This window comes from Sphingobacterium sp. UT-1RO-CII-1, from assembly GCF_026711005.1.
In the GTDB taxonomy this organism is placed as follows: Bacteria; Bacteroidota; Bacteroidia; order Sphingobacteriales; family Sphingobacteriaceae; genus Sphingobacterium.
In genome coordinates this window covers 227125-252467 of record NZ_JAPPVJ010000003.1, presented here as the reverse complement: position 1 = coordinate 252467, position 25343 = coordinate 227125, and the positions used below count along the sequence as shown (strand labels likewise).

The 25343-nt window shown below is 35.6% G+C and carries 25 protein-coding genes; 15 read left to right on the top strand and 10 right to left on the bottom strand.

Annotation, left to right across the window (positions count from 1 at the left end; translation table 11 throughout):
• Window positions 1-5: 5 nt before the first annotated feature.
• Complete coding sequence (locus tag ORI89_RS08550) at window positions 6-482, bottom strand: Lrp/AsnC family transcriptional regulator (protein WP_268230043.1); 477 nt, start codon at window positions 480-482, stop codon at window positions 6-8.
• A gap of 237 nt (window positions 483-719) precedes the next feature.
• On the opposite strand from ORI89_RS08550, the gene ORI89_RS08545 reads away from it, so the two are divergent.
• The 4 genes from ORI89_RS08545 (at window position 720) to ORI89_RS08530 (ending at window position 6202) form a co-directional block, all read left to right on the top strand.
• A complete protein-coding gene (locus ORI89_RS08545) occupies window positions 720-3644 on the top strand; it encodes an FAD-binding and (Fe-S)-binding domain-containing protein (protein ID WP_268230042.1) in 2925 nt (974 codons plus the stop codon).
• Window positions 3645-3716: 72 nt separating this feature from the next.
• Window positions 3717-4361: a hypothetical protein gene (locus ORI89_RS08540; RefSeq protein ID WP_268230041.1), complete on the top strand. Its 645-nt coding sequence runs from the start codon at window positions 3717-3719 to the stop codon at window positions 4359-4361.
• Between the two features lie 139 nt (window positions 4362-4500).
• Window positions 4501-5382, top strand: coding sequence for a hypothetical protein (locus tag ORI89_RS08535; protein WP_268230040.1), 882 nt, complete (start codon window positions 4501-4503; stop codon window positions 5380-5382).
• 7 nt (window positions 5383-5389) lie between these two features.
• Window positions 5390-6202: an alpha/beta hydrolase gene (locus ORI89_RS08530; RefSeq protein ID WP_268230039.1), complete on the top strand. Its 813-nt coding sequence runs from the start codon at window positions 5390-5392 to the stop codon at window positions 6200-6202.
• A 22-nt stretch (window positions 6203-6224) separates the two neighbouring features.
• Here ORI89_RS08530 and ORI89_RS08525 read toward each other — a convergent pair whose 3' ends face one another.
• On the bottom strand, window positions 6225-6860 hold the full coding sequence (locus ORI89_RS08525; RefSeq protein WP_326494308.1) for a polysaccharide deacetylase family protein: 636 nt from the start codon (window positions 6858-6860) through the stop codon (window positions 6225-6227).
• Window positions 6861-6891: 31 nt separating this feature from the next.
• On the opposite strand from ORI89_RS08525, the gene ORI89_RS08520 reads away from it, so the two are divergent.
• From ORI89_RS08520 to ORI89_RS08500, 5 genes are read left to right on the top strand one after another with little or no spacing between them, the layout of a single operon-like run.
• Window positions 6892-8247, top strand: a complete 1356-nt coding sequence (locus tag ORI89_RS08520; protein WP_268230038.1) for a TolC family protein — start codon at window positions 6892-6894, stop codon at window positions 8245-8247.
• Window positions 8248-8254: 7 nt separating this feature from the next.
• Window positions 8255-9559, top strand: a complete 1305-nt coding sequence (locus ORI89_RS08515) for an efflux RND transporter periplasmic adaptor subunit (protein WP_268230037.1) — start codon at window positions 8255-8257, stop codon at window positions 9557-9559.
• A 27-nt stretch (window positions 9560-9586) separates the two neighbouring features.
• Window positions 9587-10498 (top strand): helix-hairpin-helix domain-containing protein, encoded by a 912-nt coding sequence (locus ORI89_RS08510; protein ID WP_268230036.1) that lies wholly within the window; start codon window positions 9587-9589, stop codon window positions 10496-10498.
• A gap of 9 nt (window positions 10499-10507) precedes the next feature.
• The gene (locus ORI89_RS08505; RefSeq protein ID WP_268230291.1) at window positions 10508-11035 is read left to right on the top strand and encodes an adenine phosphoribosyltransferase; all 528 of its coding nucleotides are present in this window, start codon (window positions 10508-10510) and stop codon (window positions 11033-11035) included.
• 50 nt (window positions 11036-11085) lie between these two features.
• The gene (locus ORI89_RS08500; RefSeq protein WP_268230035.1) at window positions 11086-11862 is read left to right on the top strand and encodes a TerC family protein; all 777 of its coding nucleotides are present in this window, start codon (window positions 11086-11088) and stop codon (window positions 11860-11862) included.
• 37 nt (window positions 11863-11899) lie between these two features.
• Here ORI89_RS08500 and ORI89_RS08495 read toward each other — a convergent pair whose 3' ends face one another.
• Window positions 11900-12445, bottom strand: coding sequence for a hypothetical protein (locus ORI89_RS08495; RefSeq protein WP_268230034.1), 546 nt, complete (start codon window positions 12443-12445; stop codon window positions 11900-11902).
• A 7-nt stretch (window positions 12446-12452) separates the two neighbouring features.
• Entirely contained in the window at window positions 12453-13988 is a 1536-nt protein-coding gene (gene gpmI / locus ORI89_RS08490; protein ID WP_268230033.1) for a 2,3-bisphosphoglycerate-independent phosphoglycerate mutase, read from the bottom strand.
• Window positions 13989-14348: 360 nt separating this feature from the next.
• On the opposite strand from gpmI, the gene nadC reads away from it, so the two are divergent.
• The 3 genes from nadC (at window position 14349) to ORI89_RS08475 (ending at window position 16813) form a co-directional block, all read left to right on the top strand.
• Complete coding sequence (gene nadC / locus ORI89_RS08485; RefSeq protein ID WP_268230032.1) at window positions 14349-15203, top strand: carboxylating nicotinate-nucleotide diphosphorylase; 855 nt, start codon at window positions 14349-14351, stop codon at window positions 15201-15203.
• A gap of 27 nt (window positions 15204-15230) precedes the next feature.
• The gene (gene plsY, locus ORI89_RS08480; protein WP_268230031.1) at window positions 15231-15881 is read left to right on the top strand and encodes a glycerol-3-phosphate 1-O-acyltransferase PlsY; all 651 of its coding nucleotides are present in this window, start codon (window positions 15231-15233) and stop codon (window positions 15879-15881) included.
• 128 nt (window positions 15882-16009) lie between these two features.
• The gene (locus ORI89_RS08475; RefSeq protein WP_268230030.1) at window positions 16010-16813 is read left to right on the top strand and encodes a M48 family metallopeptidase; all 804 of its coding nucleotides are present in this window, start codon (window positions 16010-16012) and stop codon (window positions 16811-16813) included.
• Between the two features lie 50 nt (window positions 16814-16863).
• Here ORI89_RS08475 and ORI89_RS08470 read toward each other — a convergent pair whose 3' ends face one another.
• The 5 genes from ORI89_RS08470 to ORI89_RS08450 form a co-directional block, all read right to left on the bottom strand.
• On the bottom strand, window positions 16864-18540 hold the full coding sequence (locus ORI89_RS08470) for a DNA polymerase/3'-5' exonuclease PolX (protein ID WP_268230029.1): 1677 nt from the start codon (window positions 18538-18540) through the stop codon (window positions 16864-16866).
• 189 nt (window positions 18541-18729) lie between these two features.
• On the bottom strand, window positions 18730-19059 hold the full coding sequence (locus tag ORI89_RS08465; protein ID WP_268230028.1) for a 2Fe-2S iron-sulfur cluster-binding protein: 330 nt from the start codon (window positions 19057-19059) through the stop codon (window positions 18730-18732).
• Entirely contained in the window at window positions 19059-20063 is a 1005-nt protein-coding gene (locus ORI89_RS08460) for an NAD(P)/FAD-dependent oxidoreductase (RefSeq protein WP_268230027.1), read from the bottom strand. The genes ORI89_RS08465 and ORI89_RS08460 overlap by 1 nt, the downstream gene beginning before the upstream one ends.
• 31 nt (window positions 20064-20094) lie before the next feature.
• Window positions 20095-20529, bottom strand: a complete 435-nt coding sequence (locus tag ORI89_RS08455) for a MarR family winged helix-turn-helix transcriptional regulator (RefSeq protein ID WP_268230026.1) — start codon at window positions 20527-20529, stop codon at window positions 20095-20097.
• A 355-nt stretch (window positions 20530-20884) separates the two neighbouring features.
• Window positions 20885-21880, bottom strand: a complete 996-nt coding sequence (locus tag ORI89_RS08450; RefSeq protein WP_268230025.1) for an acyl-ACP desaturase — start codon at window positions 21878-21880, stop codon at window positions 20885-20887.
• Between the two features lie 155 nt (window positions 21881-22035).
• Here ORI89_RS08450 and ORI89_RS08445 point away from each other — a divergent pair, with 155 nt between their 5' ends.
• From ORI89_RS08445 to ORI89_RS08435, 3 genes are read left to right on the top strand one after another with little or no spacing between them, the layout of a single operon-like run.
• Entirely contained in the window at window positions 22036-23274 is a 1239-nt protein-coding gene (locus ORI89_RS08445; RefSeq protein WP_326494307.1) for an aminotransferase class V-fold PLP-dependent enzyme, read from the top strand.
• 36 nt (window positions 23275-23310) lie between these two features.
• The gene (locus tag ORI89_RS08440; protein ID WP_268230024.1) at window positions 23311-23724 is read left to right on the top strand and encodes a SufE family protein; all 414 of its coding nucleotides are present in this window, start codon (window positions 23311-23313) and stop codon (window positions 23722-23724) included.
• A 48-nt stretch (window positions 23725-23772) separates the two neighbouring features.
• The gene (locus ORI89_RS08435) at window positions 23773-24426 is read left to right on the top strand and encodes a hypothetical protein (protein ID WP_268230023.1); all 654 of its coding nucleotides are present in this window, start codon (window positions 23773-23775) and stop codon (window positions 24424-24426) included.
• Between the two features lie 55 nt (window positions 24427-24481).
• Here the strand turns inward: ORI89_RS08435 and murI are convergent, their stop codons facing one another.
• Window positions 24482-25315: a glutamate racemase gene (murI, locus tag ORI89_RS08430; protein ID WP_268230022.1), complete on the bottom strand. Its 834-nt coding sequence runs from the start codon at window positions 25313-25315 to the stop codon at window positions 24482-24484.
• Window positions 25316-25343: the final 28 nt, after the last annotated feature.

Sequence of the window (25343 nt, the reverse complement as noted above, 5' to 3'; positions counted from 1 at the left end):
TGTTATTATTTTGATGAAATAACTAGCTTTTGTTCTTCTTTAACTGTCTCTAATACTATTGTAGTACGTGTAGAAATAATGCCTTCGATTTTCCCCAATGAATTTCGCATGAGGTCTACCAAACCTGTTGCATCTTTTGTCCGAACTTTGATAAGATAACCATCATCGCCGGCTATGTCATGTACTTCTTGTACTTCAGGTATCTTGGCAAGTAAAATACCAACTTTTTGTTCGCCTATGATATCTTGGGTTTTGATGAAAATAAATGACAACAAGTTTTGATCAAGTGCTTTCGGATTTATTTTGGCATTGTATTGCAAGATAATCTCCTTTTGTTCGAGCTTCTTTACACGCTCTAAAATCGCAGATGGAGCCATGCCCAGTTCTCGTGCAATATCGGCATTGTTGGTCCGCGCATTATCTTGCATAATACGAAGAATTTGATAATCTACTTTGTCTAAGTTGTATTCCAGTTTTCCCATTTTGGTGCAAATATAGTTTAAGTCGAATATAATTCAAAGAAATTGATTTTTTTTCGAATTATATTCTTTGTTTACGTTGATTTTTAATTTGATAGTTAGTCGTTATTTCCGACTTTCGCTCCTATGTCTTTTAGAACATGAGTGCAGAATTATTTGTTTTTTTAATATTTAATGCTTGCGTTTTTGGTTGATTAATGCTAAAAATAGTTAAATTTGTTTAATAAAAGTAGTAAAAACGTGCAACTATTTGATAAATTAACCCAATTTTCTTCTAAATTTAAGGGAGATTTGTTTTATGATAATCAAAATCCTAAACATCAGACAATGCTTTTGGCCTATGCTACTGATGCTTCGGTTTATCAGGAGACACCTTTGGCTGTTGCGATTCCTAAAGATAAAGAAGATCTAAAAAGTTTAATTGCCTTTGCCCAAGGCAATGGTCAGACATTAATTCCTCGTACAGCAGGCACCTCTTTAGCCGGACAAGTTGTAGGCAGCGGAATTGTTGTTGATGTTTCTCGTTTTTTTAATAGAATTCTAGAGATTAATGTAAAAGAGCAGTGGGTTAGAGTAGAGCCTGGGGTTATTAGAGACGATTTAAATCAGGCATTAAAATCTCATGGACTGATGTTTGGTCCAGAAACATCAACCGCAAGTCGAGCCATGATAGGTGGTATGATTGGTAATAACTCCTCTGGGTTACATTCTATTGTTTGGGGAGATACGCGCGCAAACCTATTAGAAGCAGCTGTTATATTAGATGACGGAAGTGAAGTGACATTTAAAGCACTGGACGAGAGAGTTTTTTTTGAAAAATTAACTGCCTCAAGTAGAGAAGGAGAGTTATATAGGCAGATGAATTCACTACTTACAAGCAAAGAGAATATTGATGCTATTGTATCTGGCTTCCCAAAAAGCGATATTAGTAGGCGTAATACTGGTTATGCCTTAGACTTATTAATTGATACAAGTGAAAATTTTAATTTTTGTCAGTTGTTAGCAGGATCTGAGGGAACCTTAGCGCTTATCACAGAAGCAAAATTAAAATTGATGCCCTTGCCCCCAAAGGAGATTGGACTTTTGTGTGTTCATTTTACAGATATGTTGTCGTGCATGCAGGGAAACATTGTGGCTCTTAAGCATAAACCGGAAGCTTCTGAACTTGTAGATAAATATATCTTAGATTTTACAGTCGGGCATCCCACGTATCAGTATAATCGTTTCTTTATTGAAGGCGATCCGCAAGCGCTGTTAATAATAGAATTTCGGGCAAATGATTTAGAAACAATAAAGCATAAAGCTGAAGTCTTAAGACAAGAGTTGATTGCTAAAGAGTTGGGGTATGCGTATCCCTTAATTACTGGCTTGGACAAAACGAATTTAGTGTGGGATGTGAGAAAAGCAGGGTTGGGTTTAATCCGTAACTTGCCGGGTGACCAACAGCCTGTTAATCTGATCGAAGATTGTGCCGTATCTCCTGAAGATTTACCTGCTTATGTTCAGGATGTTCAGGATTTATTGCAGGAAGAGAATATTCATGCATCATATTATGCACATGCAGGAGCTGGAGAATTGCATATTGAACCGTTTATTAATTTAAAGACAGTGGAAGGTAGAGCGCAGTTCCGTCGTGTACTTGAACGAACAGCAGATTTGGTGCTTAAGTATAAGGGTTCATTAAGTGGTGAACATGGCGATGGGCGGTTGCGTGGTGAATTTATTAGTAAAGTATTAGGTGATCGGGTTTATGATCTTTTAAAAGAAACTAAGCATATATTTGACCCCTTAGGTGTGTTTAACGCTAATAAAATTGTAAATACTCCTCCAATGGATAGCGCTTTGCGTTATGACAAAGTTGTCGACGGTACTCAAATAAATACCTATTTTGACTTTACGAAAGATGAAAGTATTTTGCGTTTGGCAGAAAAGTGTTCAGGGTCTGGAGATTGTCGTAAGACCGAGCTGTCAGGAGGTACCATGTGTCCGTCGTTTATGGCTACACGTAATGAAAAAGACACTACGCGGGCTAGGGCAAATATGTTACGTCAATTTTTGACTAACTCTGTTAAAAAAAATCGTTTTGATCATGAAGAGATAAAAGAGGTAATGGATTTATGTTTAAGCTGTAAAGCTTGTAAAAACGAATGTCCTTCAAGTGTAGATGTCGCAAAAATGAAAGCTGAATTTTTGCAGCATTATTATGATGAAAATGGAACTAGTTTCCGGTCTAAAATTATTGCTAAATTTACTTTTAGCCAAAAGTTAGCATCTTATGTTGCTCCTATATATAACCTGGTTGTGAAAACACCATTTCTAGCTACAATTGTAAAATATATAATTGGTTTTGCGAAGAAGCGTTCCTTGCCTACGGTAAGCTTTGTTACTCTAAACTCTTGGGCGAAAAAGCAAAAACAAATAAAACACAGACGACGAGTTTACTTGTTTAGTGACGAGTTTACGAATTATAATGATACCGACATTGGTATCACAACTTATAAACTACTTAATGCCCTCGGCTACGAAGTAATAATTCCTGAACACCTCGAGAGTGGAAGAACTTATCTCTCGAAAGGTTTTGTGAAAGAGGCGAAAAAAATTGCGGTGCAAAATATCAATTTGTTAAAAGAAGTGATATCGGAAGACTCACCATTGCTTGGGATAGAGCCTTCAGCGATTATTACGTTCCGCGATGAGTATATAGATCTTGTTGATGAAAGCTTGAAAAAAGAAGCAAAAGAATTAGGGCGAAATGCATTGATGATTGATGAGTTTCTGGTGCGTGAATTGAGAAATGGGAATATTACATCATCGCAATTTACTACTGAAGAAAGAAAGATTAAACTACATGGACATTGTTATCAAAAAGCTTTTCATTTGGTTGGGTATACGGAGGAAATATTACGTATGCCTGAAAATTTTGTGGTAGAGACTATCCCTTCAGGGTGTTGCGGTATGGCCGGTTCTTTTGGTTATGAAAGAGAACACTATGAAGTTTCTATGCGGGTAGGCGAATTAGTGCTGCTGCCAGAAGTACGTAGGAGTGAAGAAGAGGTCTTGATTGCGGCTGCAGGAACCTCATGTAGGCATCAAATTAAAGACGGTGCGCAAAGAAAGTCCTATCATCCCGTTGAGATACTTTATGATGCGTTGCTTGTGAAATAGTGTACTGGTGATTTTGTTTTGTAATAAATGGAAAAAGTTGTAAATTGTATAGATAATTAAAAAGGTTTAAATATGAACAAATTGATTAGCAAATTTGCCGTGGTTTTATTGACTGTTTCTCTGTTTGTAAATTGTACAGGCACGAATCAGAAAACTAAGGAAGAAGGGCAGGAGGTTTCTGCAATGGAGAAAAATTTACTTTCTTACAGAGCAACTACGAATATTGAAAATCCATCTGTATATCTTAGACTTGTGGACAAACAAATTACAGACTCGTCCGCTGTTTTTATAACTAAAGCTATGGATGAGCAGGATACGATAGGCTTAAAAATTGAGGTGATTGACGGTATTTCGGCAGGGATTTATGAGGATGGGACAATAAATGAGGATAAAGGCTTTGTGAAGGGAGCTATTAAAATAAGTTCTTTAGGAGTACTGTCTGATAATTATGTAAAGGCTTTAGGTAAGTTGTATGATATGCCGACACAGGAGCCAATGACCACAGAAATTTTACTTCCTTTGGTGTTCTCATCGAATAAAAAAAATGTTGATTTAAGTAGTAATGAAACCTATACGTTTAAAGTTTTTTTAGAAAATAAGGTGGCTGATGAAGCGGAAGCTTTTGTTACACTTGATCTTTATAATAGAAGGTTTGAGTTGCGAGCAAAAGATGCTAGCTTTTATCCAGCATTGATTTCGTCATTCACTGGTAAATAATAGTTAGGGTATCAGAAACAAAAAAGGGGCTTTTGCAATGCCCCTTTTTTGTTTCTATTTCAAATAGAAAGTTTTTTTTGTAAGGTAATAATCCTGTATTTGATAAATTAAGCTTTTGTAAAAATATTTTTTTCGAACTATGAAATTTTTTTTGGCATTTATATTTTTATTTTATTCATCATACTGGAGCTGGGCGCAGAATATAACGGTGTCAAGAGAGGCTGTCGGAAAGGTACAAGATAGTAGAATGAATGAATTGTCAGGACTGATAGCTTCAAAAAGATATGCAGGGAAATTTTGGACACATAATGATAGTGGGGATAGTGCACGTGTTTTCTTGATAGATGAAATGGCTCAATTAAAGGCTGTGTTTAATCTGGAGGGGATTACTGCGACAGATGTTGAAGATATAGCAATGTTTCAATATGAGGGAAGGAATTATATAGTCCTTGCTGATATAGGAGATAATAGGGCCGTTAGGGCGTTTATTCAATTATATATATTTGAAGAACCTTCGTATTATGAAGAAGGAGAGACTTATTTTGTTTCAAGGACTGATATACGTGTCTTAAAGTTAGCATATGATGACAAACCGAGAGATGCAGAGGCAATTTTTGTTGACCCAGTAGATTTGACGTGTTATCTTATTACAAAAAGAGAGTTTAATGTTGGTGTATATAGTATTCCCATAGCTACTTTGAAAGACAATGATAGTATAATATTAAATAGATCAGCTTCTTTACCCATTACTTTTGTTACTGCTGCAGATATTTCTAGGAGCGGTGAGTATATTCTTGTGAAAAATTTGACGCATGTTTTTTTATGGAAAAGGAATGTCGGTCAGACTGTTGTACAAACATTAAATCAACCATATCTTCAAGTAAATTATGAAGCGGAACCTCAGGGAGAAGCCATCTGTTTTGCAGAACGAGATGATGTTTTTTATACAATTAGCGAACGGGTATTAGGATTAGATGCTTATCTTTACCGATATACAATTGATTTACTAACAAGTTATTAATCAGAAAATGAGAATATTTAGTCTACTTTTTTTTCTTTCTATTTGTTGTTTGTCTTTAGAGGCGGCAGTTGTTGATACCGTACGGGTACATAGTCGTGCAATGTCTAAAGATATTAAAGCTGTGGTTATCATGCCAGAAACCAATAAGCCTCAGTCAGTGTTATATCTATTGCATGGTTATTCCGGAGATCATGCGGATTGGGTTAATAAAAGCCCACATATTAAAGACCTGGTTGATAGGTATAACTATATGGTCGTGTGTCCTGATGGGGGATATGATAGTTGGTATTGGGATACAGACGATTCAAACTATAAATATGAGACCTTTATAATTAAAGAACTAATCCCTTATGTTGAGCAGACGTACTCGGTAAAGGGACAACGTGAAAATAGAGGTATTACGGGGCTAAGTATGGGAGGGCATGGTGCATTGTATTTGGCATTAAGGCATCAAGATGTGTTTGCTTTTGCAGGTAGTACATCCGGTGGTGTTGATATTCGTCCCTTTGCAAATAACTGGAGTATAAAAAATAGGTTGGGTGTGATGTCAGATCATTTTGATACTTGGACTGCATACACTGTAATGGGGAATCTTCATTTGATAGAGCCTGGAAAGTTAAAATTGTTTATTGACTGTGGGACAGAAGACTTCTTTTACCCCGTAAATAATAAACTTCATGAGGAGTTGACTTATATGAATATTGATCACCATTATTTAGTGATGCCAGGAAAACATAATTGGGAGTACTGGCAACGATCTATCGATTATCAAATGGCATTTTTTAAGCAGTGTTTTGATCCGACGTTGGTTGGGAAGTAGGGGATTTTATCTTTCTGTGTCTTTAAAGTGTCTCAAAGGTATAACCTCTGTTTTTCAAGTAATCAATTACTCGGGGTAAAGCATGTGTTACCCGTGGAATAGCTTTAATGTTATCATGAAAGACAATAATAGACCCGTTTCGTGTATATTTTATAACGTTTTTATAACATTTGTCAGCACTTATTTTTTGATCAAAATCACCCGATAGGACATCCCAATAAATAATTTTATGTGTTTTCTGTATAAGGTTTAATTGTGATCTTTTTGCTCGACCATAGGGAGGACGGAATAGCTTACTTTTGGTTAGTTCTTCGCAATGATTGATGTTTTTAAGATAAGCGTCGTTAGAGGTATTCCATCCTTTCAGATGGTTATACGTATGATTTCCAACTTGGTGACCTTCTTCAATAATACGTTGGTATATCAGAGGGTTTTTATTTATATTTTCCCCCACACAGAAAAAAGTTGCTTTTACATTATACTCCTCAAGTATATCAAGAATTGTTGGAGTCACCTCAGGAATAGGACCATCATCGAAAGTGAGGTATACACATTTTCTCTCTCTAGACTCGTTAAAAGTGACATTTTTGTAGAATAGCCTTAAAAAAAAAGGAAAATTGATGAAATACATGTTGGTAATGTCGATATTTAATGCCAAATTTAGGAATGATTTACACTTAAATTACGAAATGGTAATAAAATTTAACACGATTATTTTTTTTATTCTTTCTTTGTTGGTTTGCTGCTGCCCGAAGTTGTATGCTCAAATTAGTTTACAGGAAGCTATTCAAGTTACCTTAGACCGTAATTTACAAATTAAACAAGCGGAGTTTGGTAAACAAATCAGTGAACAAAGTTTATTGGAAGCTAAATCAGCTTTGTATCCTAATCTGTCTGTCGGAGTGAGTAATACGCACGTATATGGATTGTCGTTTGATCAAATATCTGGGCAATTATTACGTGGAAATAAATGGACAAGCTCTGCAGGAGCTCAGGTGGCATCGAGCGTAACAGTGTTTCAGGGATTTCAAAAAATCAATCAGATTAGAGCCAATAAAATACAACTTTTAGTCGATGCCTCAGAAATAGAAAAGATTAAATATGATTTAATACTTTCGGTTGTTACTAATTATGTAGAAGCCATTACAAATAAAGATTTGTATGAAGCGTCCTTAGAGCAGGTTAAACTTTCTAAAGAGCAGCTTAGACAGGATAGTATACAGTTTGATGTCGGTAATAAAACGTTGGCAGATTTGGCTCAAGCTGAAAATCAAGTTGCGACAGATGAGCTTAATGTAATGACTTCTGACAATGCTTATGAGCTTTCCATGCTTGCTTTAAAGCAGCTGATGGAAATGCGACCCGATACAATAATAGAATTGATTAAGCCTGATGTTGATGCGTTAATGGCAGAGTACGTGGCTATGCCCTTTGAGGACGTTTATCGCAAGTCCTTGGCTGTCCAGCCCGATATAGAACAAGCTGGCTATAATAAGCAGCTAGCTAGTAAGAATATCGATATTGCAAAAGGTAGTTATTATCCAACGTTAAGCGTTTCTGCAAGTTATGGGACTAACTATTCTTCTGAGGGGAAGGATATTATTACTCAACAGAAAATGAGTTTTTCTGATCAACTCGATCAAAATAAATCTTTTAGAGGAGGAGTGAGTCTAGACTTTCCTATTTTTAATAACAATAGAACAAAAGTCGCTGTGAGTAAAGCCAAAATAAGTTATCTTCAAGCAGAAAATAATGAAGCATTGTTGAAAAGAAACTTAGAAAAGACTATATCTCAAGCTTTGTTAGATCTTAAAAGTGCGAACAAACAGTATTTAGCCTCTCAGATTGCTTTTAACACGTCTAAGGTCGCTTTTTTGGCTTTTAAAGATCGATATGACGCTGGGGTAGCAAATTCTATTGAGTTGTTTACATCGCAGACTAATATGAATAGAGCAGAGTTTGATATGATACGTCGAAAATACGAATTGGTTTTCCGTAGCAAAGTGATCGATTATTATATAGGTAATCCTATAACATTAAATTAATATTTTCATGGCAAAGAAAAAAAGAAATCTCCCTAAAATACTTGTTGTATTATCTGTCGTTTTATTGTTAGGGGTTGTTGCCGGAAGTAAGATGGGGTGGTTTGGTGATGGTGGTGTCCAAAAGGTGGCGGTTGATTCTGTTTCTGAAAAAACAGTTTATGAACTTGTTTCAGCAAGTGGAAAGGTACAGCCGGAGTTTGAAGTTAAGCTGAGTTCGGAAGTTTCTGGAGAAATCATTGAATTGAACGTTAAAGAAGGAGATGTCGTTAAGAAAGGCGAGGTTTTATGTCGTGTTAAACCAGATCTTTTACAATCAGGATATAATCAAGTTGCAGCAACAGTTTTGCAGCAGCAAGCTAATTTAGCAGCATCTAAGCAAGTGCTTAAGCAACAGGAAGCGAATCTAATCAATATCGAAACGACATATAATAGAAGCTTAGCATTATTCGATAAACGTGTGATTTCAGCTTCTGAGATGGACAAAGCCCGTGCGGAGTACGAGGGGGCTAGGGCAACACTAGAATCGCAGAAACAACAAGTAATTGCTGCTGGCTATGCGGTTAATCAATCGCAGGCACAGTTGGAAGAAGCAGGGAATAGTTTGGCTCGTACGACTATTTATGCGCCTGCCGATGGTGTGATTTCCCTTTTGTCTATTGAGCTTGGAGAGCGGGTTGTTGGTACTGCACAAATGGCGGGCACTGAAATTATGCGTATTGCTAATATGTCAACGATGGAAGTGAATGTCGAGGTGAATGAGAATGATATTAATCGGGTAAAAGAAGGAAATGAAGCTACTATCGAGGTGGACGCTTTTCAAGGACGTAAATTTAAAGGTGTAGTTACAGAAATTTCGAGTTCTTCTACTTCTAGTGCAGCAGCTGCAACTACAGTCGAACAAGTCACTAATTTTAATGTTAAGGTGAGGATCGAACAGTCTTCTTATGAAGATTTATTAGACGAGAGTAAAGCAAACTCTTCACCATTTCGTCCAGGATTATCGGCTACAGTGCAGATTCATACGAAAAGTGATAAAGGCTTAACAGTACCTATTCAAGCCGTTACAATTAGAACAGGTGATAGTGAGCAGGTAGCTGATGAAAATATTAAAGAGTACGTCTTTCTATTAGACGGGGAGACTGTAAAAATGACGGAAGTGACCACTGGTATACAGGATGATAGTTTTATTCTCATTAAATCAGGGTTAAAATCAGGTGATGAAATCGTGTCAAGACCATTTAATGCTGTTTCTAAAACATTGAAAGATGGTGATCGGGTAAAGAAAGTTTCAGAAAATGAATTGAAACAATAGTCTTCTATTTTGAAAATATGGCTGATTATGGAGAGTTTTTTTTCTTTTTTCTCCTTTACAGCGAAAGAGCGTAAAGGCTTTATAGTATTGATGCTGTTTCTCATTTTGTTTTTACTGTTTACTGTTCTCCATAACTTATACAAGAAAGACAAAGAGCACGAGGAGGTATCATTATTGTGGCTTTCACATAAAGACAAAATTTCAGAACAGCTTCTTAATATAAAAGATAAACCCAATGCTAAAATAGAGAATTATCAAGAAGCACTGTCGGAACTATTTTACTTCGATCCGAATGGATTGTCTGTGAAAGATTGGAAGAGGCTGGGGTTCACAGATGGGCAAATTCGGGTTGTGAAAAATTATGAAGCAAAGGGAGGATATTTTTACAAGCCCGATGATTTGGCTAAAATATACGTTATTTCAAAAAAAGATTATGAGCGGGTTGCTCCTTATATCCGTCTAGATCCGTCTGTTAAAAATGAAACAACACCTTCTTTAGAAACGAAATCAATATCTTCTATACCATTTGAGACATTGAGTTCCTCCTTTGATATAAATCTTGCTGACACTGCACAACTTCGGACACTTCGAGGTATAGGGCCAGTTTATGCACAACGGATTGTTAACTTTCGAGATGCACTAGGCGGGTTTCATAGTGTAGAGCAAATAGGGGATGTTTATGGTATATCGGAAGACCTGTTTTTTAAGATAAAGGAAAATTTTTATGTTGGAGAAGGGAAGTTGAGGCTGTTGAAAATTAACCAAGTTGCGGTTGAAGACTTGGCGAAACATCCTTATATCAGTCGGAAGCAAGCAAGCGCGATTGTAGCTTATCGTCTTCAACATGGTCTTTTTCAATCTATTAAAGATTTTAACAAAATTTATCTTTTAGATAGTGTTTTTTTACGTAAAATTGAGCCTTATTTTAGTTACGATTGAAACATGCAAATGCTGGAACAACGTCTCAAGGAGGTTATTAGGGAAGTGCCCGATTTCCCTAGTAAGGGTGTAGTATTTAAGGATATAACGCCTGTTTTACAAGATCAAATTTTGTGTACACAAATTGTCGATGAATTTGTCAAGCAGCTTAAAGGAGTGAAAATTGATGTTATTGCAGGGGTGGAAAGCCGAGGCTTCTTATTTGGTTTGATGTTAGCAAATAAATTGAAAATACCTTTTGTACCTATTCGTAAGCAAGGGAAATTACCATGTAAAACTATTTCGGAATCTTATAAATTAGAGTACGGACAGGCTACTATTGAGGTGCATGAAGATGCTTTTTTAGAAGGTAGTAATGTCTTGATTCATGACGATCTATTAGCAACAGGTGGAACAGTTGTTGCTAGTTCAAAATTAATTGAAAAGCTTGGAGGGAATGTTGTAGGTTATTCATTTGTTATTAGCTTGGATTTTTTGAATGGTCGTGGAGGTCTATCAAGATTTAGTGATAATATTATTTCCCTGGTTAGTTATTGATTTAATGTGGTTTAAATAAACAAATATGTGTACTAATAATATGATGAAAAATGGACTGGCTAGCTGACCCGCAGATATGGATCTCATTTTTAACTTTAACAATTTTAGAAATTGTTTTAGGTATTGATAATATTGTTTTTATATCAATACAGAGTAGTAAACTACCTTTAGAACAACAAAAAAAAGCGAGGCAAATTGGTCTGATTTTAGCACTAGTCACCCGTGTAGCTTTACTATTTTCTATCAAATGGGTCATGGGTTTAACTACTCCGCTTATTAACTTTGGAGATATTTTCGGGATTGATAACCCTAGCATAGCGAGGTATCTTGAGCTTTCCGGACGTGATTTGATATTGTTTATTGGTGGGCTGTTCCTAATTTATAAATCAACAACAGAAATACATCATAAAGTAGAAGGGCATGTGGAAAATGCAAGTATAGGAACTAAGGTCGTTACTTTTAGTAGCGTTATTGTTCAGATTTTAATTCTTGATATCGTGTTTTCCTTAGATTCCGTGATTACAGCTGTTGGTATGGTAGATCAGATAGGTGTAATGATTGCTTCTGTGATTGTTGCAGTTGTTATTATGTTATTATCTGCGGAGTCGATTAGTAATTTTGTTAATAATCACCCTACAGTTAAAATGCTAGCCTTAGCCTTTTTATTATTAATCGGTGTTTCATTAACAGCGGAGGCTTTTGATCAGCATATCCCTAAAGGGTATATTTATTTTGCCATGGCTTTTTCTGTTCTAGTCGAATACTTAAATATTAGGTCAATGAAAAAAGCTCAGAGAAAAATCGGAAATAGTGAAAAAACAAGTTAGGTTCAATTTTTAAAAAAGTATTTGAAGGTCGTTTTATTTATTTAAAACGACCTTCAATGTAATAATGGTTATCATCTAAAGCAATGACGGACTGGTGTTTCTCTAGGCTATAGCCTTTGTTTTTATGATAATGTAAGGTTTCTTCAGTTTGATAAAGTGAATTTTTAACTTTTCGCTTAATTTTAAATTCAACAGGTTCATTTAATATATAGTTTATTTCGATAAATGAGATATCAAGATCACTATCTTTCGCGCTAAAAGTTACTTTATGATCCGTACTATCTTTAGTGAAAAGACCATTGTATGCAGGCTTGTTTAAATCTATGTTTAAATAGTTTGAAAGCTCGTTTTCCCAATTCGCGATTTGCACTTCTTTTGTTTCTTCCTGTTTGTCTTTTTTTACAGTTTTTATAACTGTAGGATTTTCTGTTTTTAGACGAATTATTTCCTTTTGAAAGTAAGTAGGAATATCTATGTAGGGTGTATTATCTTTTTGGTTTTGCACCTTTGTACTACAGAAAGAAAATAAAATAGTAATAGCAAGTGCTAAAACTACTTTATTTATTATATTATAAATAATCATAGTGTTATTATACTAGTATATTTCCCGTCATGTCTACAGGAACCTCAGTGCCCAATATCTTAAGTATTGTTGGTGCAATATCGCCTAGCTTGCCATTTTTTATCTGCTTGTAGTCGGCGTCTATCAGTATGCAAGGAACTAAATTTGTAGTATGTGCCGTGTTTGGTGATCCATCGTCGTTTATCATAAACTCAGAGTTACCATGATCGGCCAGTATAATAAAGGAATACCCATGTTCTAGCCCAACATTTACAACCTTTTCTGTGCAACTATCAACCGTTTCTACGGCTTTAATAACGGCTTCAAAAACGCCAGTATGCCCCACCATATCTGGATTAGCAAAGTTTAAGCATATAAAGTCTGGTCTATTATTTATGATGTCTTCACAAATGGCATGTGTGATTCCTTTTGCACTCATTTCCGGTTGAAGATCATAGGTAGCGACTTTTGGCGATGGAATAAGAAGTCTGCGTTCTCCTGAAAATTCATCCTCACGGCCACCAGAGAAAAAGAAGGTTACGTGCGGATACTTTTCAGTTTCTGCAATTCTAACCTGTGTTTTACCTTGTATACTTAATACTTCGCCTAACGTGTTGGTTAAGTTGTCTTTATGAAATACTACATTAACATCTTTAAAAGAATCGTCATAAGATGTCATGGTGACATAGTATAAAGGAATAGGTTTCATATTAAAGTCTGGGAATGCCTGCTGCGTTAGGGCTATGGTGATCTCTCTCCCCCTATCTGTACGAAAGTTATAGCATAAAACGACATCACCTTCCTGTATAGTTGCAATAGGCTTATCATCTGCATTTGTTACTACAATAGGTTTTACAAACTCATCTGTAACACCATCTTTATAAGAAGACTCTACTGCTGTAATAATATCTTTAGTTGGACTTCCTATTCCGTGTGTCAAAAGATCATAAGTTTCTTTGACTCGTTCCCAACGATTATCTCTATCCATAGCGTAGTATCTCCCTATTGCAGTAGCTACAGTACCGACGGAAGTAGATAAATGTTGCTGTAAATTTTTAAGGTAGTTTAGACCGCCATTTGGATCTGTATCTCTGCCATCTAAAAAAGCATGTATAAATACTTCATCATTTTGGAAGTCTGCTTGTTTAGCAGCATCACATAGAGCTTTAAGATGATCTATATGTGCGTGCACTCCACCGTCAGATAAAAGTCCTATGAAATGGACTTTTTTGTTGTTCGACTTTGCGTACTTGAATGCATCTTGAATGATCGGGTTTGTATTAAACTCCCCTTCTTGTGTTGCTTTATTGATACGACCCAGTTCTTGATATACAATTCGACCTGCACCTAAGTTCATATGTCCAACCTCCGAATTTCCCATCTGCCCTTTCGGTAAACCTACCGCTTCACCTGAAGCTTCTAGTTTAGAGTTAGGGTAAGTTGCTAATAATTTATCGAGAAAAGGTGTGTTAGCTTTTCTAGCTGCATTTGAATTATCTTCTTTGCCATATCCTAAACCGTCTAGGATTAATAAGGCTACTTTTTTATTTTCTAATTTACTCACACACAAATATATCTAATTGTTAAAAAATAACGTAAAATAACCTTATCTATATTTCATATGTGTAGAATTATTTCATGAGCGTGTAAGCTCGATTTGATTTTAACTATTATATAGAATCCCCATTTTCTAATTCATTGGCCTTGGTGTCTTCCAAATATGAGTATTTTAGAATATTTATAGTATTGAGGAAGAAGTGTATTTTTTATATGGATTCTTGGATGTTGTATGTTTAAAATTTTTTAGTTGAAAAACATGTAAATAAAAGATAAGACTATAAAAATAGGAGATAAAAAATGGCAATTGATTTTATATTAAAATATATTTTATACATCTTCGCTTTATATTTAAAAATAATGTGAGATGGCAGTTGAGTTAAGTAAACTGAAGAGATTTGTAGAATTGGCTTTGGAGGAGGATGTTAGGGATGGTGATCATACCTCATTGGCTACTATAATTGAAAATACTGAGGGAGAGGCCGAGCTTTTAGTAAAAGAAGCTGGGGTGTTGGCAGGTGTGTCGGTGGGAGAGGAAATATTACGTATTATTGATAGTTCTTTAGTCGTCGAGATTCTCATAGAAGATGGAGCAAAAGTACTACCTGGTAATATAGCTATGCGTATCAAAGGAAAAGTACATAGTATATTGAAATCAGAGCGTCTTGTGTTAAATGTCATGCAGCGAATGTCTGGTATAGCTACGCGGACATCTGTTTATATGGACTGTGTAGAAGGTACTAAAGCAAAGGTCTTAGATACAAGAAAAACGACACCTCTTTTACGGTTTTTAGAGAAAGAAGCAGTACTTATAGGTGGAGGATCTAATCATCGTTTTGGACTGTTTGATATGATTTTGATTAAGGATAATCACGTTGATTATGCAGGAGGGATCGCTGAAGCCTTAAGCAGTGTACAGGATTATAAAAGAAAAAAAGGATTAGAAATTCCAGTTGAGATCGAAGTTAGAAATTTCGAAGAACTTGATGCGGTTTTAATGAATGGAAATGTCGACCGTGTGATGTTAGATAATTTCACACCTGCAGATGTTAAACAGGCTGTAGATTTGATTGATGGACGCTTAGTTACTGAAGCTTCGGGTGGTATTACATTAGATACAATACGTGCGTATGCTTTAACTGGTGTTGATTTTATTTCTGTCGGTGCTTTGACGCACTCTGTTAAAAGTCTAGATTTAAGCTTAAAAGCTAGGATACTTTAGTTATATTTAAGGAGCTTAAATAAACATATGATTTCAATTTATTTAGTCGGAATTGTCATTTTAGCTTATCTATTTGGTTCCATCCCTTCGGCTGTTTGGTTTGGTGGCGCCTTTTATGGAGTAGACGTTCGAGAATATGGAAGTGGTAATGCAGGAGCTACTAATACATTTAGAGTCCTGGGTAAAAAAGCGGGTTCTATTGTGATGTTTGTTGATATATTGAAGGGCTGGACTGCAACTAATTTACCTTACTTACTGGATTCTGGTTTAGTGGGAATACCTAATTCTGTGCAATTTGTCAATTTTCAACTAGCATTAGGGGTTATTGCTGTATTAGGGCATTTGTTTCCTGTTTTTGCAGGTTTTAGAGGTGGTAAAGGTGTGGCTACATTGTTTGGTATGGTCTTGGCCATACACCCAGGGGCAGCCTTACTTTGTGTAACTGTTTTTTTATTGATTTTAATATTTACCCACTATGTATCTTTGAGTTCCATCATGGCAGGTTTTACTTTTCCTTTTAGTGTTGCTTTTGTTTTTCATACTTCAGTCCCATCTGTTCTGTTATATGGTATTGCTATTTGTGCACTCATTTTAGTAACGCATCAAAAGAATATTGAGCGTCTTTTAAAAGGTCATGAGTCTAAGATCTACTTATTTGGTAAGAGAAATAATCCATAGATTTCGTATTTTTGTATTCCCTGATTGGAAGATGCATTTTATTGTATAATTGAAATATTTAGGTTTAACGAAGTCAAGCAACTCAGAGTATTTCATAGGAGAGATTAAAAAAAATAGATTATACACGTATGAAAAAAGTATTTAAATACACAGCTTTTTTGATGGTATTGGCCGTATTAGGATCTTGTTCCACTGTTCCTCTTTCTGGACGTCGTCAATTGTCTTTAGTAAGTGACGATCAAATTCAGAAACAAGCAGCTAATTCTTACAAGTCTTTTTTGAATTCAGCAAATACTAAAGTTATCACAGGCACTGCTGATGCGGCAATGGTAAAAAAAGTAGGCAATCGCATAGCGGCATCTGTTAACCAATATCTGAAAACCCAAGGTTTAGAGCAAGATTATAATTTTAATTGGGAATTTAACCTTGTAGAAAGCCCTGATGTTAATGCTTGGTGTATGCCAGGGGGAAAGGTTGCTATTTTTACAGGGATACTACCTTTTACTGTGACAGAGGAAGGGCTTGCGACTGTCATGGGGCATGAAATAGCTCATGCGATAGCGCGTCACTCTATGGAGCAGATGTCTAATCAGTATGCTTTACAAATTGGAGCTCAGGTCCTAGGTGCTTCAACGGCAGGAAAAAGTGCTTTAGTGCAAGGCTTAGTAAGTAATGCGTACGGTATTGGAGGACAGTTGGCAACATTAAAACATTCTAGGGGTAATGAGACTGAGGCTGATCAGTTGGGGTTAATGTTTATGGCAATGGCAGGTTACAATCCGCAGAGTGCTGTTGCATTTTGGGAAAGAATGGCTTCTGCAAAATCGGCAAGTTCTACACCAGAATTTTTAAGTACTCATCCGAACGATGCAAGACGCGTTAACGATCTTAAAGCTTTGATCCCCGAAGCAATGAAATATTATAAAAAATAAAGGTTATAGTTTATAACTTATTATAGATAATAATAAAAAAAGCAGTGTCGTTATATTGACGCTGCTTTTTTACTTTCAAAATATTGTTGTAGCTTTTCTATGGAGAAAGTGTTTAAGCATTTGTTTGCTGTTAAACCACCTTTTCTAGCTACATGTATGCCGTAATGCATATCCAGCAATCCTTCTGTCCGGTGTGCGTCTGGGTTGATGGATAATAAAACACCTTTCTCCAAAGCATACTGATGCCAACGCCAGTCTAGATCCAAACGTAATGGATTAGCATTTATCTCAATAACGACATTATGTGCGGCACATGCATCTATAATTCGTCTAAAGTCTAGTGCGTACCCGGCTCTACTTAATAATAAACGTCCTGTTGGGTGTCCCAATATGGTTGTGTATGGGTTTTCAATAGCTTTTAGAAGTCTTTCAGTGGCTTTTTTTTCATCCATTTTTAAATTGCTGTGAACTGAAGCTACAACAAAGTCAAACTCTTTTAGAATTTCTTCAGGATAATCTAAAGAACCATCACCTAGAATGTCTGACTCAATTCCCTTAAAGATTTTAAAAGGTGCTAATTCTTTATTTAAATTATCAATTTCTTGCCATTGTTTTTGGAGATCTTCGACAGTAAGTCCGCCTGCATAAACCGCTGTTTTCGAGTGGTCGCAAATTCCTAAATACTCTAAGTTTAGTTCGTTTTTGCAGTATAGAGCCATCTCCTTTAACGTGTGTACACCATCGCTGTAAGTTGAGTGATTGTGTAAGCTTCCTCTTAGGTCTTGGTACGTTATAAGTTCTGGTAGTAGGTTGTTTTTTGCCCAATTTATCTCAGCAAGACCTTCGCGCAATTCGGGCTCTATATAAGCTAAGCCTAAGCTATTGTATATTTCATGCTCTGTACTTAAAGCTGGTAACTCTTTTTCTATAGCTTGTAATGCTGTAACATGTTCAATGCTACCTGTGCTTAAAAGAAGATCAAGAGCGAAGCGATCTTTTGTTGTTTTCCTGATATTACATTTTAGACCTGTATCAGTAGTGAAATTTATTTTGTTCTCGGCAACTTCTACGTTCTCATATTCTTTAACGCTTTCAATCAGTTTTTGTACCTCGGTTAAATTTGCAGTAGTGATAAGTTCTAAAGAATTAATGATTTCTGTCTTGCGTCTGTATTCTCCTGTTGGGGAGCTTAGCTCTTCTGTGAAAGTGCTAAGTAGCTTATTATATAATGGTTGGGCTATTTTTTCTACTTTCGCATATAGGAAAACACCTTTATGAGCTTTGTTAAATTCTATAGCTTTACGAATGTCTTCTTGTGTTTTTAGTCCAAAACCCTTTGCTTCAATTAGACGGTTCTCATTGCAAGCATAGAGTAACTCTCCAACGGATTCTATTTCGAGGTCATGCCATATTGTTTGGATTTTTTTTGGACCTAAACCTTTTATTTGTAGCATTTCTAGAATACCTTCCGGAGTCTTAGAAATCAATTTATCTAAATCCGTAAAAGAACCAGTTTGTATTAAGCTGATTATTTTTTCTGCTGTACTTTTTCCTATTCCGGGCTGTTCACTTAATTCATCAAAAGATAATGTGGTAGCTGCAAAAGGAAGTTTGTCGATTTTGAATGCCGCAGAGGCCATAGCTTTTGTGCGAAAAGGATTTTCTTTATGTAGATCCATTAACTGGCTGTACAATTTAAATGATTGAGCTATAGCTTTATTTTCCATAGTAATAAAAAAGTAGTATCAATATTTGGATCTGTTATTGATGCAGGCCAAAAAAATGTAAATATTAATAGTTTAACTTCAAAGATAGAAACATAAAAACGAACATACTAATTTTGAAGAAAGGCAAGTTATTATTGGCATCTCTTCTGGAGTGAAGGATACCAATAATATTGTATTTGAAGAGTGGGATTATTGTAAAGCCCCTTTGATTTTTAGAGTTAATCCTTCATTATCTTGGCTTAGATGTAGCTGACAGGCGAGGCGGCTATTGTCATCAGCATCAGGAAGGGTGTCAAGCATATCCAGTTCTTGGTCACTGATCTCTGTTAGACTGTCGGCACCATTTATTATTTCTACATGACAAGTAGCGCATAAGGCCATACCTCCGCATGTTGCTAACACTTCATACTCGGAAGCTTTTAGTATTTCCATCAAATTTAAATTGATGTCTGTAGGTACTTCAATATCCCTGATGCTACCATCTCTATCTTCAACTGAAATTGTAATCAAATTTTCCATTAAAATGCATTTACTCCGTTAACGGTTGTATATTTAAAACTAAGCTTTTGATCTGGGTACACATATTTAAAAGCACTTTGACACATGAGTGCTGCTTCATGATAGCCGCATAAAATAAGCTTTAATTTACCTGGATATGTATTGATGTCTCCAATAGCATAAATTCGTTCCACATTTGTAGAGTAATCAAATGTATTGACTTCAATGGCATTTTTGTCAATGTTTAATCCCCAGTTTCCAATAGGACCTAATTTTGGACTAAGTCCATATAACGGAATGAAATATTCAGTATTTACAATAACGTCTTCTTTCTGTTTGTTGGTCATGTGTATACTTTGGAGGCTACCATTACCTTGGAGTTCAACTAAATTATGTGATAATAATAGGTTGATTTTTCCATCTTTAGCTAATTGATAGACTTTATCTGCAGAGTCTGGTGCTCCACGGAAAGAGTCGCTACGGTGCACCAGCGTTAACTCTTTAGCGATGTCTGCCAAGAAGACGGTCCAGTCCAACGCTGAATCCCCTCCGCCTGCAATAACAATTTTCTTGTCTCGAAAGTGTTCAGGGTTTCTGACCATATAGTGCACGTTATTTTTTTCAAACTTTTCTAACCCACTAAGATCTGGTTTACGGGGTTCAAAACAGCCTAAACCTCCAGCGATAACAACTACTTGGCAATGTATGGTTGTACCTTCGGAGCCAATCACATGATAAGAACCGTCATCTTGTTTTTGCAATTCTTCCACCCGTTCACCCAGTGTGAAAGTTGGACTAAATGGTGCTATTTGCTCCATTTGTTTGTCGATTAATTCCTGTGCTTTTACAGTAGGGTAGCCCGGGATGTCATATATAGGTTTATGCGGATATATTTCCGATAGTTGCCCGCCAACTTGTGGGAGGACATCAATTAAATGACAGCGCATTTTTAATAAGCCTGCTTCAAATACAGCAAATAGCCCGACGGGGCCTGCTCCAATGATACATATATCTGTTGTGATCATAATATTATTGACTTCAGTTTTTGAAATTTATTTATTCACTTAAATTATTATATATAGTGTCTAGTATGCGTGTAAAATTTGAGAAATCATCGTCGGAAAGATTTTCCCAAGCTTTCATTCGTATAGCTGCAATGTTAGGAGAAAATTCTTCAACTTTTTTGCGGCCTGATTCTGTTAAACGTATCTGCAAACATCTTCGATCGCTGGGATGTTCCACACGTTTTACTAAATCTTTTTTGATAATGTTATCAATAATCCTTGTAAGGGTAGGCTGATCTTTTCCAGAGCGCTCCGATAACTCTTTATGTGTCATCGGATCTTCTTGATACAATAATTTTATAACAGACCATTGGTCAATAGTGATATCAAAGTTGTTTTGAACGAAAGCTGCTTGGGCATATTGTTTAACACGTTTCGCTGTTCGGTCGAGTATGAAAGAATACTGTGAATATTTTTCTATTTGCATAACAATTATTAGTATGACAACAAAATTAAGAATTATTCTTTTATTTATCAATGGGATAATAAATATGTCATGTGTCGTTTATTATATTAATATGGATGTAAGATTTTTTAATGCTAACAGTATCTGGGAAAAAGGTCTTTAATTATCTGCAAATTTCGATACAATAAGGTTAAAAGAAATTATTACATGAATTTTAGTCTTCCTAAATGTTTAAAAAAAAGGTGAAACTCATTAAGAATTTCACCTTTTCTGTAAAGTGATATCGAAAACTCAGCGTATTATTTTTTCAGTTTTTAATACAGTTTAGCTTGTATAAGCTTTTTACATTGGGCTTATACTGGAGTATGAAATACATTTATCCATAAATCCATTTAAATTTATACTGTATTTCGGGTACCTTTATTCGATCGGCTAAACGTGTAAGCCGATCGGGTAATTTCATAAGATAATCTCGTGCTTTTTCTCCTTTTTCGTTTAGTGCAGATATTTTATCTATAGCCCAGTCGGCGTTGAGTGTTTTTAAGATATCGATATAATCTAATGCTGTATAAACTTCCAAACGTTGAGCAGCATCAGAAAAATGAGCGAAAGCTTCTCCTTGCGGTTCTCCGGATTCTCTTAAAAAATGAGCAGGCATAACAATCTTTTTACGCATCATATCTTCAAAAGCGAGCAATACTTCATTGGCGTCAACTTTTATCGCTTGCGCTATAAATGACATATATGCTTTAGCATGTCTAGCTTCATCTGCAGCAATGACACCACACATTTTAGCTAATAACTTATCACCTGATTTTTTTGCCATTCCTGCTACACGTCTATGCGATATATTGGTCGCGATTTCCTGAAAGGAGGTGTAAATAAAATTTCGATATGGGTCTGCACCTGTTCCAATGTCGAAGCCATCTTTTATTAGGTATTGAGTAGATATTTCAAATTGTTTCATATCCACTCGTCCTGATAAATACAGGTATTTATTTAATAAATCACCGTGACGATTTTCTTCTGCAGTCCAAGCGCGTACCCATTTCATCCATCCTCCTTGTTCATTTTTCTGAACATCATCAACCATCGTTAACCAGGATTCATAGGTAGGTAAAGCCTCCTCAGTTATTGTGTCACCAATAAGTACAGCGACGAGGTCGTAAGGAAGCTCTTGTGCACTGTCTTGTAAATCTCTAATTTCTTCAAAAAAGGTGTCACGAGAAGCATCCGGTAAGAAATCTGCCGGTTGCCACATTTCTTCAACAGGTTTTAAGTACTCGTTCATCTCATTTAACATGAAAGGCTCGAGGTAGGTCATAACTTCTTTTCTTGATCCTTCGGGGATATTTAGTGGTAAATCTTGCATAACTAATACAAATATAGTTAATTAGCTTTGTAAAAAAATGGTTTTTATTGTCGAGAAATCACGAAATTAAATTTTAGTTTTTCTATTTAATACAAAAAGAATATACATTGTGTTGACCTAATTTAGAGCTATATATGTTAACTTTGTATATCATTATGGGAAGTACAGAATTGAAAAAAATAGATATAAATAAAGTTAGATCCGATTTTCCAATATTAAAACGGGAAGTAAATGGTAAACCATTAGTTTATTTAGATAACGGAGCAACCACACAAAAACCTAAACAGGTTATTGATGCAATAATACATTATTATGAAGAGATGAATAGTAATGTTCATCGTGGCGTTCATTACTTAAGTCAAATATCCACAGATGCATTTGAAGTGACTAGGCGTAAGGTCAAGGAATTTATCAATGCAGAGCACGAACATGAAGTTATCATTACGAAAGGTACAACAGAGTCTATTAATATAATTGCTTCTTGTTACGGACGTGCTTTCATAGGTAAAGACGATGAGATTATTATTTCTGCTATGGAACATCATTCGAATATTGTGCCTTGGCAGATGTTGTGTGATGAAAAAGGGTGTAAATTGCGCATTATTCCCATGACTGCAGAAGGTGATCTTGATGTGGAAACTTATAAAACTCTTTTTTCTGAACGAACAAAATTGGTCAGTTTTACGTATGTTTCTAATGCGCTAGGGACGATTAATCCTGTTAAAGAAATGATTGCTATTGCGCATCAGCATGAAGTGCCTGTGCTACTAGACGGAGCTCAGGCTGTGCAGCATTTGAAAGTTGATGTACAGGAGTTAAATGTTGATTTTTTTGCTTTTTCAGGGCATAAAATGTACGGACCGACAGGTGTGGGGGTATTGTATGGGAAAGAGAATTTTTTAAATAACATGCCTCCTTATCAAGGTGGGGGGGATATGATTAAAGAGGTCACTTTAGAGAAAACAACTTATAATGAACTGCCTTTTAAATTTGAGGCCGGTACTCCTAATATAGAGGCGGGTATAGCATTGGCAAATGCGATAGATTATATTAATGAGCTAGGTTTGGAAGCTATTAAGCGTCATGAAGATGAATTATTAGCTTATGCTATTCAAGAGTTGTCAAAAGTTAAATCTATTCGTTTTATAGGTACTGCAAAAGAAAAATCATCTGTGATTTCTTTCCTTATCGACGGAACACATCCCTATGATATAGGCGTTATATTAGATAAACTGGGCATAGCTGTACGTACAGGACACCATTGTGCTCAACCTGTCATGGATCAGTTTGGTATACCTGGAACAGTGCGGGCTTCATTAGCTGTGTATAACACAAAAGAAGATGTGGATGTTTTGGTTGCTGGTTTAAATAGAGCTGCGGATATGCTTCTTTAATAGCTGACGAACGAATGATAGCAAAATAGAATAAAAATGACGATTAACGAAAAACAAGACGAATTAATAGAAGATTTTGCTTTTTACACAGATTGGATGGAAAAATATGAATACATCATTCAGTTGGGTAAAGAGTTACCATTAATCCATGACAGTTATAAAACCGAAGAGTATATTATCAAGGGTTGTCAATCACGTGTATGGTTATATCCTAATATGAATGAAGGTAAGATTGATTTTACCGCCGATAGTGATGCTATTATCACAAAAGGGCTGGTTAGTTTAATGGTGAAGGTCCTTTCAGGTCATACCCCTAAAGAGATTGCTTCAGCAGACTTATATTTTATTGATAAAATCGGGTTAAAAGAGCACCTTTCACCTACACGTGCCAATGGCTTGTTATCCATGGTGAAGCAGATGAAACTCTATGCTATCGCTCTGAGTGCATAAATATTTAAGTAAGCTATTTGTCTGTTTTATTTATAAATATTCTACATTATGAAGAAAATATTGCTTTTTTTATTTTTAATTTCTGCAACGAGAATATATGCACAGGTTGATAATAATGAAAGTTTTAAAGATCTTTTACCAAAAGGATATGTCATTACTGAGACAATCAAAGGAGATATAAATAATAATGGACTGGATGATTACCTCCTTATTGTAAAAAACACAGATCAAAATAATATCTTTAAAAATGAAGACGGCAATCGTATAGATCGAAACCGTCAAGGAATAATTGTTGTTTTGAATAACAAGGGGACATATGTTCCTATCGTTAAAAATTATTCATGTTTTTCTTCAGAAAACAAAGATGGAGGTGTTTATTATTCGCCAGAAATGTCTGTAAGTGTAGAAGAAGGTAAATTATTTATTCACTTTGCTCATGGACGTTACGGCTATTCTACTTATGCTTTTAAGCTGAGAGGTCTTGATTTTCAATTGATTAGTTATGATGAAAGTAATAGTAACGGACCCACTATAAGTAGTGAAGTAAGTATTAATTTTTTGACGAAAAAGAAACTTACCAAAGAAAATCTTAGTGAAGATCCAGAAAAAGAGGCTTTCAAAGAAAACTGGACAAAATTGAAAAAAAGAAAACTAATTAAACTGTCGACAATTGAGGATTTTGATACGCTCGATTTTTCATAACCATATTAAATAGAAATAAATAAAAAACTTTTCCCATCCATGAGAAGAGTTTTTTTTATTTATTATTAACATCAATGTGCCAAGCCTTTAACTCCTCTCCAAAATACACGGTTGCTTTTTTTTCAAAGTCTGTTGCATCGTCAGTAGTATAAAATGTTGATACACCATTTTTTAAACATTTTTCTTCAATTTCAGGGTGCCTTGTAAGGTATTCTGTTAAGCTGTCTGCTATTAATTTTCCTTGAGAAAATAGAGAAATATTTTTAGGAGTGAATTTTTTTATGACAGGAAGTAGCAAGGGGTAATGTGTACAGGCTAATACGATTGTGTCGATTTCAGGTTCCAACCTAAGAAGAGCATCTATATCCTTTTTGACCAGGTAATCTGCTGCAGGAGTGTCAATCTCGTTATTTTCAACTAATGGCACCCACAATGGACATGCCTGTTGGTAAACTTCTATTTCGGGATGAAATTTGTTTATTTCTAGTTTGTAGGAGTTTGAAAAGACTGTGCCTTGTGTGGCTAAAATGCCTATCTTATTATTTTTTGTAAAAAGATTGATAGCTTCCGTTGTTGGCCTAATAATGCCTAGTACTTTTTTCCCCTCAGGAAGATCGTTTTGCTGTATAGTACGTAGGGCTTTAGCAGAAGCTGTATTGCAAGCTAAAATAACAAGGTTACATCCAAGTTCAAAAAGTTTGAATACACATTCTTTTGTGAATCTATACACTGTGTCAAAAGATCGGGGCCCGTAGGGTATGCGTGCGTTGTCACCCAAATAGATATAATCATATTGTGGCAATGTTTTTTTTATCTCTTTGAAAATCGTTAACCCACCAAAACCTGAGTCGAAAATGCCGATTGGACCTATCTTTTTATTACTTGCCATGTCTTTTTATTCCATTACTTCAACAAAG

Bases quoted from the DNA above. Each gene is read 5' to 3' on its own strand.
- ORI89_RS08550 (WP_268230043.1), bottom strand. From the start codon at position 482: ATGGGAAAACTGGAATACAACTTAGACAAAGTAGATTATCAAATTCTT.
- ORI89_RS08540 (WP_268230041.1), top strand. From the start codon at position 3,717: ATGAACAAATTGATTAGCAAATTTGCCGTGGTTTTATTGACTGTTTCT.
- ORI89_RS08535 (WP_268230040.1), top strand. From the start codon at position 4,501: ATGAAATTTTTTTTGGCATTTATATTTTTATTTTATTCATCATACTGG.
- ORI89_RS08530 (WP_268230039.1), top strand. From the start codon at position 5,390: ATGAGAATATTTAGTCTACTTTTTTTTCTTTCTATTTGTTGTTTGTCT.
- ORI89_RS08520 (WP_268230038.1), top strand. From the start codon at position 6,892: ATGGTAATAAAATTTAACACGATTATTTTTTTTATTCTTTCTTTGTTG.
- ORI89_RS08515 (WP_268230037.1), top strand. From the start codon at position 8,255: ATGGCAAAGAAAAAAAGAAATCTCCCTAAAATACTTGTTGTATTATCT.
- ORI89_RS08510 (WP_268230036.1), top strand. From the start codon at position 9,587: ATGGAGAGTTTTTTTTCTTTTTTCTCCTTTACAGCGAAAGAGCGTAAA.
- ORI89_RS08505 (WP_268230291.1), top strand. From the start codon at position 10,508: ATGCTGGAACAACGTCTCAAGGAGGTTATTAGGGAAGTGCCCGATTTC.
- ORI89_RS08500 (WP_268230035.1), top strand. From the start codon at position 11,086: ATGGACTGGCTAGCTGACCCGCAGATATGGATCTCATTTTTAACTTTA.
- ORI89_RS08495 (WP_268230034.1), bottom strand. From the start codon at position 12,445: ATGATTATTTATAATATAATAAATAAAGTAGTTTTAGCACTTGCTATT.
- nadC (WP_268230032.1), top strand. From the start codon at position 14,349: ATGGCAGTTGAGTTAAGTAAACTGAAGAGATTTGTAGAATTGGCTTTG.
- plsY (WP_268230031.1), top strand. From the start codon at position 15,231: ATGATTTCAATTTATTTAGTCGGAATTGTCATTTTAGCTTATCTATTT.
- ORI89_RS08475 (WP_268230030.1), top strand. From the start codon at position 16,010: ATGAAAAAAGTATTTAAATACACAGCTTTTTTGATGGTATTGGCCGTA.
- ORI89_RS08470 (WP_268230029.1), bottom strand. From the start codon at position 18,540: ATGGAAAATAAAGCTATAGCTCAATCATTTAAATTGTACAGCCAGTTA.
- ORI89_RS08465 (WP_268230028.1), bottom strand. From the start codon at position 19,059: ATGGAAAATTTGATTACAATTTCAGTTGAAGATAGAGATGGTAGCATC.
- ORI89_RS08460 (WP_268230027.1), bottom strand. From the start codon at position 20,063: ATGATCACAACAGATATATGTATCATTGGAGCAGGCCCCGTCGGGCTA.
- ORI89_RS08455 (WP_268230026.1), bottom strand. From the start codon at position 20,529: ATGCAAATAGAAAAATATTCACAGTATTCTTTCATACTCGACCGAACA.
- ORI89_RS08450 (WP_268230025.1), bottom strand. From the start codon at position 21,880: ATGCAAGATTTACCACTAAATATCCCCGAAGGATCAAGAAAAGAAGTT.
- ORI89_RS08445 (WP_326494307.1), top strand. From the start codon at position 22,036: ATGGGAAGTACAGAATTGAAAAAAATAGATATAAATAAAGTTAGATCC.
- ORI89_RS08440 (WP_268230024.1), top strand. From the start codon at position 23,311: ATGACGATTAACGAAAAACAAGACGAATTAATAGAAGATTTTGCTTTT.
- ORI89_RS08435 (WP_268230023.1), top strand. From the start codon at position 23,773: ATGAAGAAAATATTGCTTTTTTTATTTTTAATTTCTGCAACGAGAATA.
- murI (WP_268230022.1), bottom strand. From the start codon at position 25,315: ATGGCAAGTAATAAAAAGATAGGTCCAATCGGCATTTTCGACTCAGGT.